10 protein-coding genes and 1 other RNA gene are annotated in these 18,495 nt (G+C 34.1%); 3 read left to right on the top strand and 8 right to left on the bottom strand.

Annotated features, from left to right (window positions below):
- Window positions 1-12: 12 nt before the first annotated feature.
- Both C1H87_RS22600 and ffs read right to left on the bottom strand, forming a co-directional pair.
- The gene (locus tag C1H87_RS22600) at window positions 13-816 is read right to left on the bottom strand and encodes an SDR family oxidoreductase (protein ID WP_102757998.1); all 804 of its coding nucleotides are present in this window, start codon (window positions 814-816) and stop codon (window positions 13-15) included.
- Window positions 817-942: 126 nt separating this feature from the next.
- Window positions 943-1,041, bottom strand: an RNA gene (ffs, locus tag C1H87_RS22595) — signal recognition particle sRNA small type.
- Between the two features lie 88 nt (window positions 1,042-1,129).
- On the opposite strand from ffs, the gene C1H87_RS22590 reads away from it, so the two are divergent.
- Window positions 1,130-2,164, top strand: a complete 1,035-nt coding sequence (locus C1H87_RS22590) for a glutaminyl-peptide cyclotransferase (protein WP_102757997.1) — start codon at window positions 1,130-1,132, stop codon at window positions 2,162-2,164.
- Between the two features lie 459 nt (window positions 2,165-2,623).
- On the top strand, window positions 2,624-5,878 hold the full coding sequence (locus C1H87_RS22585) for a PAS domain-containing hybrid sensor histidine kinase/response regulator (protein WP_102757996.1): 3,255 nt from the start codon (window positions 2,624-2,626) through the stop codon (window positions 5,876-5,878).
- A gap of 37 nt (window positions 5,879-5,915) precedes the next feature.
- On the opposite strand, the gene hutI is transcribed toward C1H87_RS22585, so the two are convergent.
- Genes hutI through hutH form a run of 3 tightly spaced genes read right to left on the bottom strand, consistent with a single transcriptional unit; the run spans window position 5,916 to window position 10,655 of the window.
- Window positions 5,916-7,157: an imidazolonepropionase gene (gene hutI / locus C1H87_RS22580; RefSeq protein ID WP_102757995.1), complete on the bottom strand. Its 1,242-nt coding sequence runs from the start codon at window positions 7,155-7,157 to the stop codon at window positions 5,916-5,918.
- Window positions 7,157-9,154: a urocanate hydratase gene (locus C1H87_RS22575; protein WP_102757994.1), complete on the bottom strand. Its 1,998-nt coding sequence runs from the start codon at window positions 9,152-9,154 to the stop codon at window positions 7,157-7,159. Before C1H87_RS22575 ends, hutI begins: the two co-directional genes overlap by 1 nt.
- Window positions 9,155-9,161: 7 nt before the next feature.
- On the bottom strand, window positions 9,162-10,655 hold the full coding sequence (gene hutH / locus C1H87_RS22570) for a histidine ammonia-lyase (RefSeq protein ID WP_102757993.1): 1,494 nt from the start codon (window positions 10,653-10,655) through the stop codon (window positions 9,162-9,164).
- Between the two features lie 81 nt (window positions 10,656-10,736).
- On the opposite strand from hutH, the gene C1H87_RS22565 reads away from it, so the two are divergent.
- Window positions 10,737-11,633, top strand: coding sequence for a LysR family transcriptional regulator (locus C1H87_RS22565; protein ID WP_102757992.1), 897 nt, complete (start codon window positions 10,737-10,739; stop codon window positions 11,631-11,633).
- A gap of 150 nt (window positions 11,634-11,783) precedes the next feature.
- On the opposite strand, the gene C1H87_RS22560 is transcribed toward C1H87_RS22565, so the two are convergent.
- The 3 genes from C1H87_RS22560 to C1H87_RS22550 all read right to left on the bottom strand — a co-directional run bounded on the left by C1H87_RS22560 (window position 11,784) and on the right by C1H87_RS22550 (window position 18,422).
- Window positions 11,784-13,295 carry an aminotransferase class V-fold PLP-dependent enzyme gene (locus tag C1H87_RS22560; protein ID WP_102757991.1) on the bottom strand — a complete coding sequence of 504 codons (1,512 nt, stop codon included), beginning with the start codon at window positions 13,293-13,295 and terminating at the stop codon, window positions 11,784-11,786.
- A 42-nt stretch (window positions 13,296-13,337) separates the two neighbouring features.
- Window positions 13,338-15,434, bottom strand: a complete 2,097-nt coding sequence (locus C1H87_RS22555; protein ID WP_102757990.1) for a protein-disulfide reductase DsbD family protein — start codon at window positions 15,432-15,434, stop codon at window positions 13,338-13,340.
- 165 nt (window positions 15,435-15,599) lie between these two features.
- Window positions 15,600-18,422 (bottom strand): M16 family metallopeptidase, encoded by a 2,823-nt coding sequence (locus tag C1H87_RS22550; protein WP_102758370.1) that lies wholly within the window; start codon window positions 18,420-18,422, stop codon window positions 15,600-15,602.
- Window positions 18,423-18,495: the final 73 nt, after the last annotated feature.

Raw genomic sequence — 18,495 nt, 5'->3', positions numbered from 1 at the left:
TGCCGAAAAGTTTTAAAGCTTATAATGGTTCATTAAAAGTTTTTCATAAACCTTGTCTGGTAAAATTCGTTTTAAAACTATAGAAAACTTTTGCATGAACTCCCCTACTTTATAATGCACTTTGGGGTTATTGGTATTAATAATTTTATACACAGCCTGTGCCATTATATTTGGATTACTTCCATTGTCTACATGTTCATCCATTAAACTCAAAGTATTACCATAAGATTTTTTATAAGGAGAATCTTCAAGAAGTGGCGCGTGATAACGTCCTGCAGCAATATTGGTTGCAAAATCACCAGGTGCCACATTAGTCATGTTAATATTAAACCCTTTAAGTTCCATTCTAAAAGCTTCTGTTAACAGCTCCAAAGCACCTTTGCTTGCACTATAAATACCACGATATGGCAAGCCCATATAGCCTGCAATAGAGGTTATGTTTATAATTAATCCCGATTGCTGTTTGCGCATTTGAGGCAAAACCGCTTTAATAACATTAATAGGTCCAAAAAAATTGGTGTCAAAATTATTCTTGATTTCTTCCTCTGGTATTTCCTCTATAGGTCCGGTAATACCAGCACCTGCATTATTTATAACAACATCCAGTTTATCTTCTTTTTCTATAATGGTGTTAACTGTATTAACTATCGTATTGTTATCCTTAACATCTAATGCCAAAATAGGAAACCTGCTATCTTTATATTTGTCTGGGTTTCTACTGGTTCCGTAAACTGTAAAATTTTTTTCGATTAAGAATTCTCCAATAGATTTTCCGATTCCTGAGGAACCGCCTGTAATTAAAACGACTTTAGACATATTTTTAAAATAATTGAGAGGCTAAAAATACAATTATAATTAAAAGATTCCCATCTTGAAGGGAATACATTAAACTAAAAAATCTTGATTAGCATAAGCGTTCAAGATTTAAATTTATTGCATAAAAAAAGGCAAGCTACCTACATCACACCGCTACGACCATATACCTTTGCTTCGTTCCCGACCTGGAGGATTCTACAGGAGCTGGTTGTGTAGGACTTGCCGGGTGCAAAGATACAATCTTTTAAAAGTTTCGCAATGATTTTTTAAACTGATTTTAAATAAATATCTTGCTTCAAATTAAAAATTAGCAATGAAAACATTCAAACACTTATTAATCATATTTTTAGCTGGATTAATTATTTCTTGTGGACCTGGTAACGGAAAGAAAAAAAGTGGATTTTCTATTATAACTAATGCAAATAAAGGAGATATTTCTAGCGATAAAGTATTATCAATCTCCCTAAAAAACAAACGCAATCATGTTATTGATTCTGTTTCTTATACTTTAGATGGTAAAAAGATTAGTGACAATTTTCAATTAAATAATTCTAAATTAGGTAAACAAACCATAGAAGCTACCGTATATTTTAACAGCGAAAAAGAAACGGTTACTACAGCCATTACTATATTGAATAATGAGCCTCCAAAAGTGTATAGCTATAAGGTTATAAATGAATATCCGCACGACATAACATCGTACACCCAAGGGATTGAGTTTTTTAATGATACGCTTTATGAAAGTACTGGGCAGTATAAAGAATCCAAGCTTAGAAAAATTGATTACAGAACAGGTAACATCATTAAAAACATTAATCTGTCTGATGAATATTTTGGTGAAGGACTTACCATCTTAAACGATAAAATATTTCAGTTGACATGGCGAGAGGATACTGGTTTTGTTTATGATGTGAATTCGTTTGATAAAATAAGCAGTTTTAAATACGGAAACAGTAAAGAAGGCTGGGGTTTATGTAATAACGAAAGCACTATTTATAAGAGCGATGGTACCGAAAAAATATGGCTTTTAAACCCAGAAACTTTAGCTGAAGAATCATTTATTCAAGTGTTTACCAATAAAGGAAAGATTATTGGTATAAATGAAATGGAATGGATAGACGGTAAAATTTATGCCAATCGCTATCAAAAAGATGGTGTTGCCATTATTAATCCTAAAAATGGTGCTGTTACTGGTGTTATCAATTTTTCTCCGCTTAAAAAGCTAGTAAAGCAACATGAAAAATTAGATGTGCTCAATGGTATCGCTTATAACACTAAAACCAATACTATTTTTGTAACTGGTAAGCATTGGGATAAGTTATTTGAGATTGAAGTTGTTGAGAAGTAGACTTCATTACAATTAACATGAATTAAAACAGATAGCAACATATATATTACTTCTAAACAGTATTTTGTCATGTTGACAGAGCATGAGATTACTTAATTACTCTTTTACTTAAAAAAATCCAATTGTTTAAAAATAAGAAAAATCTTATTTTTTTTGAATACTACAGCTACAAAATAAAAACTATTACTTATATTTATACTTTAACGTTTCTTGGTTGATTAGTTTAAAAACTTATACATAAAATGTATTAGCAATACTCATTATTATGTAATCTAAAGATCCAAGCGAGTATATATGTTCTATTATATTAGATAGAAAAGTAAACTTAAAACTCTCTCCATTTTAACTACATATAAGCACTAAGCATAAAATGGGATTAAACATCTCAAAATAAAGTTAAGTCCAAATCTAAAATGTAGTAAACTACTTTTTAAAGCTAATAACTTTAATTCATAAAAAATGAAAAGACTTTTTGTGTATTGTAGCTCTAATTTTGAGGATCTGCTACAATTGTTACAAGAATTTAATAGTGTAACCTATTGTTATTTCAGTGAAATAGAATTATTAAAAACAGCAATCAAGCAAAAAAAACCTGATGCTTTGTTATTAAAAGGGGTCGAGTTTAGTGATGCAATCTTAAATTGTATTTTCACTAATAAGGCAAATCATCAAATACCAATTATTATTTCTGGAAAGTTCAATATACCAAAAACACCAACTTTGCAAGTTTATAGTCTACCAGACAAGTTTAATAAAACAGAGCTTCTTAAATTGTTTACAAAACTAAATTTGGTTAATAAAAATTTGGTTTTGTTTCAAAGCATTTTAGAAAAATTAGATCATAAGGAGCAATACATAGGCAATACTGAAGCTTTACAGTTTATTTACAAAAACAAGATTCCTATTAGAAATAATAATGGAGAGATCGTTATGCAAATGGAGGTAGTAGAGCATACTAAAAATGAAATTAAAAGAGATACGTTGGAAGAAAGCTTACATTTTTTTAATCTTCTAATGGATAACATACCTGATGCCATTTATTTTAAAGATAGAGCTTCAAAATTTATAAAAGTCAATCATGTTCAGGCTGTTGCTTTAGGCGTTGATACCACAGAACAAGCAGTTGGGAAATGCGATGCAGATTTCTTTGGTTTAAATCAATGTAAAGAAGCTTTCAATGACGAACAAGCACTTATGGATAGTGGTATTCCATTAATAAATAAGCTAGAGGTTATTGATACATCCAAAGGTAAAAAATATGTAAAGGCAACGAAAGTTCCTTTAATGGATACCAATGGAAATTGTATAGGTTTATTTGGTATCTCAAGAGATATCACAAAAGAATATAATGAAGTAGAAGAATTGCGTAAAGAAAAAGGGTTTTTAGATCTGTTAATGAACAATATGCCCAGTCGCATTTACTTTAAAGATAAAAATTCTCGATTTATTAGATCTAATATGGCACTAGCTAAATTATTTGGTCTTTGTTCACCTGAAGAAATGTATGGAAAAACCGATTTCGATTTTTTTGGACCTGTTCATGCTAAAGAAGCTTTTGAAGATGAGCAAAATATTATAAGAGAAGGAACTCCTATTTTAAACAAGCTAGAGAGTTTTTTTAAACATGGTCAACGGTTTTGGGAAATGACAACTAAAATCCCCTTTTTTAATAATCAAAATGAGGTCATGGGGATAGTTGGTATTACAAATGATTTCACAGAACAGAAAAAATTAGGAGAAAAACTTGAAAAGGAACAGGAACTTTTACAGGTGCTTATGGATAATGTTCCTGACCTTATCTATTTTAAAGACGCAGATTTAAAATATATCCGTGTAAATAAAGCTTTTTCAAAATTCTTTAAAGTAGGTATGGACGAAGTAATAGGAATGACCGATTCTGACCTTCTTGACAAAGTAACTGCAAAAGAAATTCAAGAAGAGGATCTAGAAATTGTTGTAAATGGCTCAGAAATAATAAACAAGGTAGAAAAACTTAAATTTCAAAATAAGAAAACTATCTGGTTCTCATCGACCAAAGTTCCAATAAAATTCGATAACTCCCAAGCTACAGGACTAGTTGGAATTTCGAGAGACGTAACGCTACAGGAACAAACCAAACAACGTCTTTTAGAAGCCAAAAAGAAAGCAGAAGCGGCTAACAAAGCTAAAAGTTTGTTTCTTGCCAACATGTCTCATGAAATTAGAACACCCATGAATGGTATAATTGGTATGGCCGATATACTGGGTAAATCGAAACTCAAACCGATTCAAGCGGAATACCTCGATATCATCATGAAATCGGGACAAACCTTGCTAGCACTTATTAATGACATTTTAGATTTCTCAAAAATAGAAACAGGTAAAATGGAGCTAGAAATCATCCCTGTTAATATTAGAAACGTTATAGAGGAAGTTGCAGATATTCACGTAGTTCATGCCACAGAAAAATCAATTGACCTATTAGCATATGTAGATCCTAAAACACCTAAACTAGTTGGAGGAGATTACATCCGTTTAAAACAAATTATTACCAACCTTGTGAATAATGCCATAAAATTTACCTCGAAAGGCGAAGTGGTTATTCATGTTGATTATATTGGAAAAAACAAGGGGAAACATGAAATTCAATTCAAAATTAAAGATTCCGGTATAGGTGTAACAAAAAAAGATCAAACAAAAATATTTAAATCGTTTTCCCAAGTAGATCCTTCAACAACCAGAAAATATGGTGGCACAGGTCTTGGGTTGGCTATTTCACAGTTATTGGTTACACAAATGGGAGGTGAATTGAGTCTTGAAAGTTCCATCAAAGAAGGCTCAACATTCTTTTTTACAGCTAAGTTTCATGTTTCAAAAGCTACTAAAAAGAATAATATGTTTTTAGGAAAGGAACAACTTCGTAAAAAGCATATTGTTATTGTAGATGATAATGAAACCAATAGATTAATATTTAGAAACTATCTTGAAACCTGGCAAGTTAAAGTCTCTGAATTTAGCAGTAGCCATGAGGCACTTTCTTTTTTAAAAAAGCAATCCTTTGTAGCTAGTAACCCAATAGATCTGGTTTTACTTGATTATCAAATGCCTTACATGAATGGAAAAGAACTGGCAAAACGAATTAAATCAGATAAACGAACTAGTAATTTAAAATTGATCTTATTATCCTCAATAACCGACGCTATATCATTAAAGGAAATGAAAAAGATTGGTTTTGAAACCGGACTGAACAAACCCATAAAAATGAATCAACTGTTGAATGTTCTTCTAAAAGTTTTGGGCATGCAACAAAAACAAAAAAAAATTGAAACTCCCGAAGATGAAAACCATCTTGAAATGTATAAAAACAAGCGGTTTCTTATTGTGGAAGACAACTTAATAAACATTAAAGTAGCTCAAATCGTTCTTAGCAAATTATCATCACACGTTGAAGTGGCAAAAAACGGTCTGGAAGCCGTTAATTTATTTAAAAAAAATAAATTCGATGTCATATTAATGGATATCAGGATGCCAGTAATGGATGGTATAGAAGCAACTATAAAAATAAGAGCATCGGAAAAAAGGGCAAATATAGAAGATCCTGTTAGGATTATTGCTCTAACAGCCAATACTTTTCAGGAGGATATTGAACAATGTATGGATAACGGAATGGATGCCTTTCTTGAAAAACCATTTATACGAAAGGACTTAACTAATATTTTGCAACGCTTGTTGTAAATCAAAAAAAAATAGTATTAATCAGCTGAACCCTATTTTAAACAAAAAATTCTTTACCTTTTAAATACACTTTATCAATCTGATTCATTCCAAACGAATAAGGAATAAACCCGAAAGAGTTGATTGGTTTGGTAAGTATTAAATTAGCCTGTTTCCCTTTGGTTATTGAGCCTACTTTATCTTCTAACCCCATGGCGTAAGCACCATTTAAAGTTGCTGCGTTAATCGCTTCTTCTGGAGCCATCTTCATTTTTATACAGGCAGTAGACACCACAAAATTCATATTACCCGATGGTGTAGACCCCGGGTTATAATCTGTCGCTAATGCTAATGGTAATCCAGCATCTATCATCTTACGAGCTGGTGTATACGGAATACTTAAAAAATAAGAACAGCTCGGTAGCGCTACAGGCATCGTTTGTGTTCCTTTTAAGGCTTCAATATCTTCGTCTCTCATGGCTTCTAAATGATCTACAGACAACGCGTTATACTTTACGCCTGATTGTACACCTCCAATTGCCGTAAATTGATTAACATGAATTTTTGGTATCAGTCCATACGTTTTACCTGCTTCTAGAATTAATTCTGTGTCGGCAACAGAAAAGTAACCTGTCTCGCAAAATATATCGATGTATTCTGCTAAGTTTTCTTTAGTTATCTTAGGAAGTGCCTCATCTATCAGTAATTTCAAATAAGCTTCTTTATTGCCTTTGTATTCTACAGGGACGGCATGTGCTCCTAAAAAAGTAGCTTTAACAGCAACAGGATAGTTTTCTTTTAAACGTTTAATAACCCGTAACATTTTTAATTCCGCATCTACCGTTAAACCATATCCGGATTTAATCTCTACAGCTCCTGTTCCCAATTGAATAACGTCTTCTAAACGGTCTTTACTTTGTTGATAGAGTTCTTCTTCCGATGTTTCTTGTAATGTTTTAGCCGAATTTAAAATACCACCACCATTGGCAGCTATTTCTTCATAAGACAATCCTTTTATTCGGCCTACAAATTCCCCTTCGCGATTACCTGCATAAACAATGTGTGTATGGGAATCGCACCATGATGGTAAAATCATCCTTCCGGTAGCGTCTACAACCTCAGAGAAATTGGAATCGGGACAAGTATCCATGGTTCCAAAATCAGAAATCAATCCATTCTCAACAATTAAAAAAGCATTTTTTATGGTTGGTAATTCGCTCATAGCTTTTCCAGAAACAAATGAGATGGGTTCTGTACGTACTTGTATGAGTTCTTTTATGTTTTTAAATAAGGTAGCCATTAAAACAGATTGTTAAGAAGGTTATCGTCTACTAAATTTGGAAGTGTTACTTTTAAATTAGGTGTTCTTTCCATCTCACGCTTTATGGCAAAGATAGCTTCATTATTTCTTGCCCAGCTTCTACGGGCAATACCGTTGTTTACATCGTAGAATAGCATACTTTTTAAACGGGTTTCGGCTTCTTTGGTTCCATCTAGCAACATCCCAAAACCGCCATTCATCACTTCGCCCCAACCTACGCCACCGCCATTATGAATTGATACCCATGTAGCACCTCTAAAACTATCGCCAATAACATTATGAATTGCCATGTCTGCCGTAAATTTGCTGCCATCGTAAATATTGGATGTTTCCCTAAAAGGCGAATCTGTTCCACTTACATCGTGGTGATCCCTTCCTAAAACTACAGGACCAATTTTACCCGCAGCTATAGCATTATTAAATGCTTCTGCAATTTTAGAGCGTCCTTCGGCATCGGCATACAAGATACGAGCTTGTGAGCCTACAACCATTTTATTTTTCTTGGCATTTTTAATCCAGGTGATATTGTCCTGCATTTGCAACCGAATTTCTTTGGGTGCGCTTTCCATGATGTCTTGTAAAACAGAAGCTGCTATAGCATCAGTTTCATCTAAATCCTCTGGATTTCCAGAAGTACATACCCAACGGAAAGGTCCAAAACCATAGTCAAAACACATAGGCCCTAAGATATCCTGTACATAGGATGGATATTTAAAATCTATACCATTTTCTGCCATTACATCTGCTCCCGCTCTAGATGATTCTAATAAAAAGGCATTACCATAATCGAAAAAATAGGTCCCTTTTATAACATGGTTATTTATTGCCGCTGCATGTCTGCATAACGACGTTTGTACTTTCTCTTTAAATACTTCTGGTTCTTCACGAATGAGTCGGTTAGATTCTTCGTATGATACATCAACCGGATAATAACCACCTGTCCAAGGGATATGCAACGATGTTTGATCTGAACCTACATGAATAAAAATATGCTCTTTATCAAATCGCTCCCATACATCAACCACATTTCCTATAAATGCTATAGAAACTACTTCCTTACTGGCTTGGGCTTGCTTAACTCTAAGGATTAAGTCCGCCATATTATCAACCAGAACATCTACCCAACCTTGTTCATAGCGCTTTGTTGCTGCCTTAGGGTTCACTTCTGCGCAAATGGTAATACAACCTGCTATATTTCCTGCTTTGGGTTGTGCCCCACTCATCCCTCCTAGTCCGGCAGTCAAAAATATCTTTCCTTTAGGTGACTCGTCTTTTGGTAAAATTTTACGAAAAGCATTCATAACAGTAATCGTGGTGCCGTGAACAATTCCTTGTGGTCCTATATACATAAAAGAACCTGCCGTCATTTGTCCATATTGTGTAACGCCCAGAGCATTAAACTTTTCCCAATCATCCGGTTGCGAATAATTGGGTATCATCATACCATTAGTTACTATCACTCTTGGAGCATTTTTCGAAGAAGGGAATAATCCCATAGGGTGCCCCGAATATATGTGTAATGTTTGTTCGTCTGTCATGGTCGCCAGATATTGCATGACCAAAAGGTACTGCGCCCAGTTTTGAAACACAGCGCCATTGCCCCCGTAGGTTATTAATTCCTCTGGGTGTTGCGCCACCGACGGATCCAGATTATTTTGAATCATGAGCATAATGGCTGCAGCTTGCAACGATTTAGCTGGGTATTCGGAAATTGATCTTGCATGCATTTTATAGTCCGGCTTGAATCTATACATATAAATTCGCCCGTATTCTTTTAACTCCTCTGCAAATTCAATAGCCAATGCTTCATGCCACGCTTTAGGGAAATAACGCAATGCATTTCTAATAGCTAATTGTTTTTCTTCAATGGTTAAAATGTCCTTTCGCTTAGGTGCCCTATTCGCACCAGTCGGGTAATTTCTTTTAACTGGTAAAACTTTAGGGATGCCTTGTAATATAGTATCTTGAAACGTCATTGTTATTTTACCTTAAAATAAATATTTGATTTTTAACTAATAGAATCATGGCATCTATATCGTCTTTTAATAGTCTATCCTCCTCTAATTTAGCTACTTTTTCTCTAATAATTTTGAAGTTTTCTTCTATAATATCAGAGAATGTATTTGGTCTCCTAAACTCTAAAGCCTGAGCAGCATACATAAGTTCAATGGCTAATATCTTATCGATATTTCCTAATATCTGATTGAACTTACGCCCGGAAATACTTCCCATAGACACATGATCTTCTTGCCCTAAGGATGTTGGAATACTATCTGCAGACGGCGGAAAGCATAATGACTTATTTTCTGTAACTAAGGCTGCGGTTGTATACTGCGGAATCATGAAGCCAGAATTTAATCCACCTCCAGTGGTTAATAGTCGTGGTAATCCGAATTTGCCTTCTAATAAAAGGTAACAACGTCTATCTGAAATATTACCTAATTCTGAAGCGGCTATAGATGCATAATCCAGCGCCATGGCTAAAGGTTGTCCATGAAAGTTCCCGCCCGAAATAGCTTCTGTTTCACTTAATACAATCGGATTATCTGTAACGGCATTCATTTCTATTTCTGCCAATTCGTTTAAATGGTAATAAGCATTTCTGGATGCTCCATGTACCTGTGGAATACAACGCATTGAATATGGGTCTTGAACACGTTTACAATCTTCATGAGAGGTTACGTTCTGTGACCTGTAGAGTAGCATAAACATTCTTTCTGCAACTTCAATACAGCCCTTAAATGGTCGTATTTTATGTAATTCATCTCTAAAAGGTGCAGAACTACCCTGATAGCCCTCTATACTCATAGCTCCGGCAACATCGGCCAAATCTAGTAAGTATTTCATTTTATCTAAGCCCACTATAGTATGGGCTAAAATAAATTGTGTTCCATTAATTAATCCCAGACCTTCTTTAGCTTGTAGTACCAAAGGTTTTAATTTATGGGCCTTTAATCCGATTTTTGCCGATTCAATTTTATTATCGGTCCAAAACTCTCCTTCTCCTATTAATGGTAAGAATAAATGCGATAACGGCGCTAAGTCTCCCGAAGCACCTACCGAACCTTGTTCTGGTACCACTGGTATTAAATCGTTATTAATGAAATATATAATTCGTTCTATTAATTCTAATCGAACTCCAGAAAACCCTTGACATAAGGCATGTACTTTACAAATCATCATGATTTTAGACAGTTCTTTGTCTATGGGATTTCCAACTCCTACTGCATGGGTAATCAACAGGTTTTCCTGTAGCTTATTAGTTTCCTCCTTTGTGATCTGAACGTCACACAAGGGACCAAACCCTGTATTAATTCCATAAACCGCTTTTTGTCCAGCAGCCATGGTTTCTACCTTCTTTCTACATGCAATTACTTTTTGTTTTGCCTCATCTGTAATAACTGCTTTTATTTCGCCTTTCGAAATAGCCAATACCTTAGTAACTGTTAAGTTATCAATACCGTACTTAAATGTCATTATTATAAAAATTAGGTGAATAGCAAAGTTATTTTTAATTTTGATAACCAACAATATCATTTATATCACTGAATAATAACCATGAGTTATCAAATAGAATTTAGACATATTAAATATTTTTTGGCAGTTGCCGAAGATTTACACTTTAGAAAAGCTGCTGAACGGTTGTATATTTCTCAGCCCGGATTAAGCAGACAGATTAAACAAATGGAAGATGATCTAGGGGTTTCTTTGTTTGAAAGACATAATAGGAAAGTTATATTAACTAAGGCTGGTGAGTATTTAAAAACAGAGTTATCTCTAAACGTAAAACGTTTAGAGCATACGTTTTATCATGCTAAACTATTGAATGATGGGAAAAAGGGTGATTTAAAATTTGGCTATGTTGGGTCTGCCATGCAAGAAATAATTCCAAGTTTACTGGTCGCGTTTAAAAAAGAGCATCCCGATGTTATTTTTAATTTAAAGGAAATGGATAATCATAAGCAAATTGAAGGGTTACTTTCTTACGATTTAGATTTAGGTTTTGTGCGTTTAGATAGAGTGCCAAAAGAGTTGGAGATAAAACCTATTTTAAAAGAACATTTTTGTTTGGTTTTACCTCATGATCACAAATTAAATAAAGAAAACTTTAAAGGCTTGTATCAATTAAGGGAAGAGCCTTTTATTTTATTCGATCCTAAGTATAGTGCGACTTATTTTGAGAAAGTCATGCAGATTTTTGATGATAGCGGCTTCCCCCCTATAGTATCTCACAATACGATTCATGCTAGCTCTATTTATAAGCTTGTGGAAAGCAATTTTGGGGTTTCTATCGTTCCTAAGTCTTTAATTGATAGGAACAACAAACAGATAAAGTTTATTGAGTTAACTAAAATAAAGCAGAAAACGACACTTTCGATGGTTTGGAATAGGCATAATAGGAATCCTATATTGCATAGTGTTTTTGATTTTATCTTGAAACCGGCAGGCAAGTAAATCTGATGAAGTGAATTAAATTCGCTTGGATATATAGATATACACGAATTACACTAATTTACACGAAATTATCATTCCTGCAACCTGTGCTGAACTTCTTGAACTAAATTCAGGATAAATGTTTCAGTAAAGGTCGCAGGAATTATAAACTTATAGTTTAAACCACTCTTGCGTTATTTCTTTTTCAACATTGTGATTTCCTTTATGGATAAACTCATTTTTTACAGCGTTGTATTCGTAATCTTTTGCCCAAGTTTCACAATTCTCGGCCACTTCTTTTATAGCATCACAGATAAAATGAATATCGTCATTTGTCATAGTTGGATGAATGGACATTCTTATCCAACCCGGACGCTCAATTAAACAACCTTCTAATATTTTTTGTTCGATTGATTTTGAGGTTGGTTTATCAACATTTAACAAATAGTGACCATAAGTTCCAGCACAGGAACAACCGCCCCTGGTTTGCACCCCAAAACGATCATTTAATAGCTTTACAACTAAATTATAGTGTACATCTTCAATATAAAAAGAAAATACGCCTAATCGATCTGTATGCTCCGGTGCCAATATGGTTAAATTCTTTATGTTTTTTAGCTTTTTAAAAACTATAGCGTTTAATTCATGCTCTCTATCCAGAATATTTTTCACACCCATTTTTTCTTTAAGCTGAATGGATAGCGCAATTTTTATAGCTTGTAAAAATCCTGGTGTTCCACCGTCTTCTCTGGTTTCAATATCATCAATATAATCATGATCGCCCCATGGATTGGTATACGATACGGTACCTCCTCCGGGATTATCTGGAACCAGGTTTTTATACAGTTTTTTATTAAAGATTAATACTCCTGAAGATCCTGGACCTCCCAAAAACTTGTGAGGAGAAAATGTAATGGCATCTAAGTAAGATTCTTTATCTTCCGGATGCATATTTATATCAATGTAAGGAGCAGAACATGCAAAATCCACAAAACATAAGCCGTTATTCTGGTGCATGATCTTAGCAACCTCATGATAGTTAGTTCTGATCCCAGTTACATTAGAACACCCCGTTATGGCTGCTATTTTTATAGGACAGCTTTTATATGTTTCCAAAAGTTTTTTCAAATTCTCTACACAAGGTAGCCCTTCTTTATTTGAAGGAATCACTTCAACCTTAGCTATGGTTTCTAACCATGAGGTCTGATTGGAATGATGCTCCATATGGGATACAAAAATGATTGGTCTTAAATCCTCAGGAACCTGTGTATGGTCTTTTAGGTTTTCATTTAATTTTAAGCCTAAAATACGCTGAAACTTATTAATGGCTCCAGTCATACCAGTTCCTACGGTTATAAGCACATCTTCGCTTGATGCATTTACATGCTTTTTAATAATGTTTCTGGCATCATGATAAGCCAAAGTCATCGCAGAGCCTGTTATGGATGTTTCGGTATGTGTATTTGCCACAAAAGGCCCTATCTCATTAAGTAACTTCTCTTCTATCGGTCTGTACAACCTTCCGCTTGCAGTCCAATCGGCATATATAATTTTCTTTGTGCCATAAGGCGATTCAAAGGATTCGTCTATACCAACTATGTTTTCCCTATAGGGTTCAAAGTAATCTTCAAGATGTGATTTTTTGGCAGTTGGGGCTAGTATATTTCTTAATGTCTTAATCATAATTGTGCTTTATATTATCCTATTCATTAATAGAATTAACCTCTATTTAAACTTAGAAACACCTGTTTTTAGCCATGTAAAATACTCTTCAACATCTGGTGTATAAGCAACAGGATCGATTAAATTAGTTTCATTATGATCCATAAGTACATAAAACGGCTGGGAATTTGTTTTGTATTTTATGGTCTGTAATTCGCTCCATTTTTGCCCTATGTACTTTAACTTCTTTCCTGGTCGTAGTTTTGAATCTACAACTTCGTTTGCTTCTAGTCTACGTTTATCATCTACATATAATGAAATAAGAACAACATCTTTTTTAAGAATGTCTAACACCTTAGGTTTTACCCAAACGTTTTGTTCCATTTTTCTACAATTAACACAGGCATGCCCAGTAAAATCGATCATGACAGGTTTACCAACCTTTTTTGCGTATGCTAACCCTTTATCGTAGTCGTTAAAAGCCAAAATATTATGTGGTGGCATTAAATGGGCGCCTTCGGGTATATCTGTATGATTTTCTGCTGAAGCAGATCCTGATCCTGTTTTAGCAAAACCAACTCCATATGGTGATTCACTGTAGTGTTGTGGTGGTGGGAATGCACTAATTAAATTTAGCGGTGCTCCCCAAAGCCCTGGAATCATGTAAATAGTAAATGATAACACTAATAAGCCAAGACTTAATCGACCTACTGAAATATGGGTAATTGGCGAATCGTGTGGCAATTGTATTTTTCCAAAAAGGTAAAATGCTAATGCTCCAAATATAGCTATCCATATGGCTAAAAATACTTCACGCTCTAACCAATGTAATTGCAATACTAGATCGGCATTCGACAAAAATTTAAATGCTAAGGCTAACTCTAAAAAACCTAATACTACTTTTACTGTATTTAACCATCCTCCAGATTTTGGTAATGAATTTAACCATCCTGGAAATGCAGCAAATAATGCGAAAGGTAATGCTATAGCTAATGAGAATCCTAACATCCCGATTATAGGTCCAACCTGACTACCGCCTGTAGCTGCTTCTACAAGTAATGTTCCAACTATAGGTCCTGTACAGGAAAAAGAAACAATAGCTAAAGCTAGAGCCATAAAGAAAATACCTATTAATCCTCCTCGGTCTGCTTGTCTATCTACTTTATTTGCCCAAGAGTTAGGCAACATAATTTCGAAAGCACCTAAAAATGATGCTGCAAATATTAATAGCAACAAGAAGAAAGCTATGTTAAACCAAACGTTGGTTGATAATGCATTGAGAGCATCTGCTCCAAAAACCAGACTAACCAAGCTTCCTAGTAATACATAAATAACTATAATTGAAATACCATAAATAATCGCATTTCTAATACCTGAAGCTTTAGTTTTACTTTGCTTGGTAAAGAAACTCACCGTCATTGGAATCATCGGAAACACACATGGCGTTAATAGTGCTGCGAATCCGGATAAAAAGGCAATAAAAAAGATACCCCAAAGCCCTTTTTTAGGCTTGGACTTTGAAGAAGAATCGGCAGAACTTACAGTAACTTTAGAAGCGTCCTTAGTGTTATCTGAAGCTTCAACAACCGAAGCATCTTCAGCTTTATTTTTATGGTCTTGTTTGTCTGCGGGTGATTCATCTGAACTCTGTGCAACAACAGGAGATTCTTTTACTTTTTCGTTATTTTTAGTATCTGATGTATTTGAGGCGGATACTGGTAAATTAAATACCAAATCAACTTCCTTTGGAGGTAAGCATTTGGTATCGTCGCAAACCATAAACTCAACAGTTCCGTTAACCAATTTTTTATCTCCTAAAACCTCTATAGTTTGCTCAAATACAGCGCTTTTTTCGAAAAACTTAATTTTCATCTCAAAAACAGGATCATCAACGATATGGCCTTCCTCTTCTGACGTGTTTCCTATTATTTTAAAAGCTCCTTTTTCATCGTTATAAGTAAACGTAGTAGGAACAGGGCCGCCTTCTGGTACTTCTTGCGAGTATAGATGCCAACCGGCTTCTATACTAGCCTTCGAAACTAATTTATATTCGGTATTAGATATCTTCTCAACCGAGGTTGTCCACTTAACTGGCTCAAAAATTTGAGAATTCCCTATGGCTAAAGAACATAACGCTAATAGAAGAATAAGTTTTTTCATAATATTTTATGTATTTTAAAAAGGGCTATTTTTTAAAAAAATAACCCTTTGTTATCTTTCTTTATTATGCTAGACTAACTCGTGTGTCAACACTAAAACAAAAGTATTAAGAAAGATACTGTACTCAATAGTTTTTATATTTTATTTAATAGAACAACGCTACTCTTATGCTTTAGGTTTGAATACTATTTCGTAAGATTGAGCGTCCTTTAAAAGGGCTTTAGCAAAGCTTTGAATATCTTTTGTCGTAATATTATTAATGATGTCCTCAAAATTCTTTGGATCGTTCATATTATAATCTTCGCGATAAAAACGTGTTAGCAGACGCATCTCATAACTATTATAGTCTTTTTGCTGCTTTCTCTCCTTTAAATAATTTGTTAAGGTTTTATCTAAATCTACTTGATTGATATTCCCTTCGGCTATTTTGTTTATTTCGTTATGTACAATAGATACTAGCGTTTCTACTTTATCTGGGTTACAGTCAAAACTTACTGCTATTGAAGCTTTTTGTGATGGTCTTTTAGATAAACTAGCACTGGCACTGGCCCCATAAGTTCCACCCTCTTCTTCTCTTAAGGTTTCAGTGTATCTTAAATCTAAGATATCTCCTAATATACTAGCTACAAAGGCATTTTTTAAACTATACTTATAATCGTTCTTATATTGAATTCTTACCGAACTTTTAGGATCTTCCATTTTAAGGAAAATATCTTTATCTATTTTTCCGCTAAGCCAAGGTGTAGAATTATCTTTCCAGTTTTCTTTGTCTTTATTGGTAGGTATACTAGCTATGTATTTTTCCAATAAAGGTTTTAAAGCGTCTTTTTTAATGTCTCCTACAATAAAAAATTCGAAGTCGGCAGCATTACCAAATCTATCGTTATAAATAGTCTTTATTTTATCAAAAGAAATATCCTTTATAAAATCGTCATTGAATATGCGGTGCTTCGGGTGGTTAGTCCCATACAACGTCACCGTCATGCTATCATTCATTTTCTCATTAATATTTTCACTTCTTCTTATTTTATAATCTTCTACATTTTGCATGAGAACGTTAAATCCGTCTATATCAAATCGAGGCTTTACAAAACGAAGGTACACCATCTGCAACATGGTTTCTGTATCTTTGGTTACAGACGACCCGGTGATGCTTTCTGATAAATCTGAAAGGTCAATGTCGGTATTTGCCGTTTTACCTGCCAATACTTTTGGGAGATCGGTAGAAGAATAATCGCCTAATCCCGAATTTTGTATTGTATAACCTAATAAATCCGCCGAAGGCAAATCGGTATCGTTTAACAACGAAGTCCCTCCATAACTGCTAGCTAGTAACTCTACCTCGTTTGCATTTTTATTAGCATATTTATAGTGTACGTTTATACCATTGCTTAATGTAAAGGTTGTTGACTCTAATACTTCATTTGCTTTTTCTGAAATAATAGCTCCGTCTTTGATTGTTATTCCAGAGATTAATGTTTTACCCCCGAACTCATCCGTATAAGCTTCAATAGAAGCGTCATTTTCTACAGCATTAATAATATTCAGCGCATCTTCTTTAGTAAGGTTATTGTTCCCGTTTACTCCTGTAACAATTAACGCTCTGTTTTTGTCTGTATATAACTTTTTAAGAGCCGTATGAATTTCTTCTGGTTTTAATGCATCGAAAATTGCTTTTACAATTTCATATTCCTTTTCAATATCTGTAATGGCAACATTGTCTAAATAGTCATTCTTCATTGATTGAGCTAATTGACTATGAGACATATCATCTTTTTTGCTAATTTGGGTTTCGTAATAGCTTGTAAAATCTATAATAGTCCTGTCTATCTCTGCTTTAGTAAAACCGAATTTTACTGCCCTGTTTAATTCTGTTAAAACAGATTTAAATGCATCATGTTGTTTGTTTGCTTTTGGATAAATCTCAATGTTAAATGCTTTTGTTGTTCTGGAATGATCTGAATAGCCTATACGTGCTGCCAAAAATGGAGCTTCTGGTTTTTTAGAAACTTCGTTAATCCTTGCCGACAACATACCGGTTATCATACTGTTTAACAACGAGGTTTTTAGGTGACCAACTGTTTCTTCTTTTAAAGGTTTTGGGTGCCTTATTGCTAAACTTATATTTGATGTAGCCACTTCTTCATCCATAGCTATGGAATATAGCATCGCATCGTTTTCTGGAATATCAACAACAAAACGCTTTTTAGGACTCTTTACTGCTGGTATTTTTGAGAATAAAGCTTTAATCTTTTCTTCTACTTGATCTACATCTATATCTCCAATAATGGCTATGGCCTGTAAATCGGTTCTATACCAATCGTGATAAAAATCGCGCAGAGCCTTGTACTCAAAATTCTCAACGATATCCATTAATCCAATTGGCATACGTTTAGCATATTTAGAGTCGTTAAACATAGCTCCTATATTCTTCTGGAAAATTCGCATACCTCCACTTTGTCTGGTACGCCATTCTTCTTTTATAACGCCCCTTTCAGCATCAATTTCTTCGTCGGTAAGCAACAGATAGTTAGACCAATCGTTAAGTACTAACAAGCCCGTATCTATAAGCTCTGGTGTTGTTGGAATGTTATTTATATTATATACTGTTTCATCGAAAGAGGTATAGGCGTTAATATCTTTTCCAAAAATCAACCCGTGTTTTTGCATCGTGTTAAGGATGCCCTTTCCTTCGAAGTTTTTGGTACCGTTAAATGCCATATGCTCTAAAAAATGAGCTAAGCCCTGCTGATTGTCATTTTCTAAAACAGAACCTACATTTTGTATAATATAGTAACTGGCTACATTTTTAGTAACATCGGTACTTTTTAAATAATAGGTTAAACCATTGGGAAGCACTCCTTTTTTAACACTTTGATCAATAGGTAACAAAGCGTCTAGATTTGTACTTTGCGCATACGAATAAGCGGTTACACTTATTGCTAAAAGTGAAAATGCAATTGCTTTAACTTGTTGTTTAATATTCATTGGTTTCTTTTTAATTAGTATGCTGTTATGACGCATATCTTTCCATTCTCCCTTATTAATAAAATGTTAAAAT

Origin of the sequence: Flavivirga eckloniae (assembly GCF_002886045.1) — a bacterium.
GTDB classification, from domain to species: Bacteria; Bacteroidota; Bacteroidia; order Flavobacteriales; family Flavobacteriaceae; genus Flavivirga; species Flavivirga eckloniae.
This window is presented reverse-complemented; position numbering and strand designations above follow the sequence as displayed.

Coding starts and splice junctions, on each gene's coding strand:
- C1H87_RS22600 (WP_102757998.1), bottom strand. CDS start 816: ATGTCTAAAGTCGTTTTAATTACAGGCGGTTCCTCAGGAATCGGAAAA.
- C1H87_RS22590 (WP_102757997.1), top strand. CDS start 1,130: ATGAAAACATTCAAACACTTATTAATCATATTTTTAGCTGGATTAATT.
- C1H87_RS22585 (WP_102757996.1), top strand. CDS start 2,624: ATGAAAAGACTTTTTGTGTATTGTAGCTCTAATTTTGAGGATCTGCTA.
- hutI (WP_102757995.1), bottom strand. CDS start 7,157: ATGGCTACCTTATTTAAAAACATAAAAGAACTCATACAAGTACGTACA.
- C1H87_RS22575 (WP_102757994.1), bottom strand. CDS start 9,154: ATGACGTTTCAAGATACTATATTACAAGGCATCCCTAAAGTTTTACCA.
- hutH (WP_102757993.1), bottom strand. CDS start 10,655: ATGACATTTAAGTACGGTATTGATAACTTAACAGTTACTAAGGTATTG.
- C1H87_RS22565 (WP_102757992.1), top strand. CDS start 10,737: ATGAGTTATCAAATAGAATTTAGACATATTAAATATTTTTTGGCAGTT.
- C1H87_RS22560 (WP_102757991.1), bottom strand. CDS start 13,295: ATGATTAAGACATTAAGAAATATACTAGCCCCAACTGCCAAAAAATCA.
- C1H87_RS22555 (WP_102757990.1), bottom strand. CDS start 15,434: ATGAAAAAACTTATTCTTCTATTAGCGTTATGTTCTTTAGCCATAGGG.
- C1H87_RS22550 (WP_102758370.1), bottom strand. CDS start 18,422: ATGAATATTAAACAACAAGTTAAAGCAATTGCATTTTCACTTTTAGCA.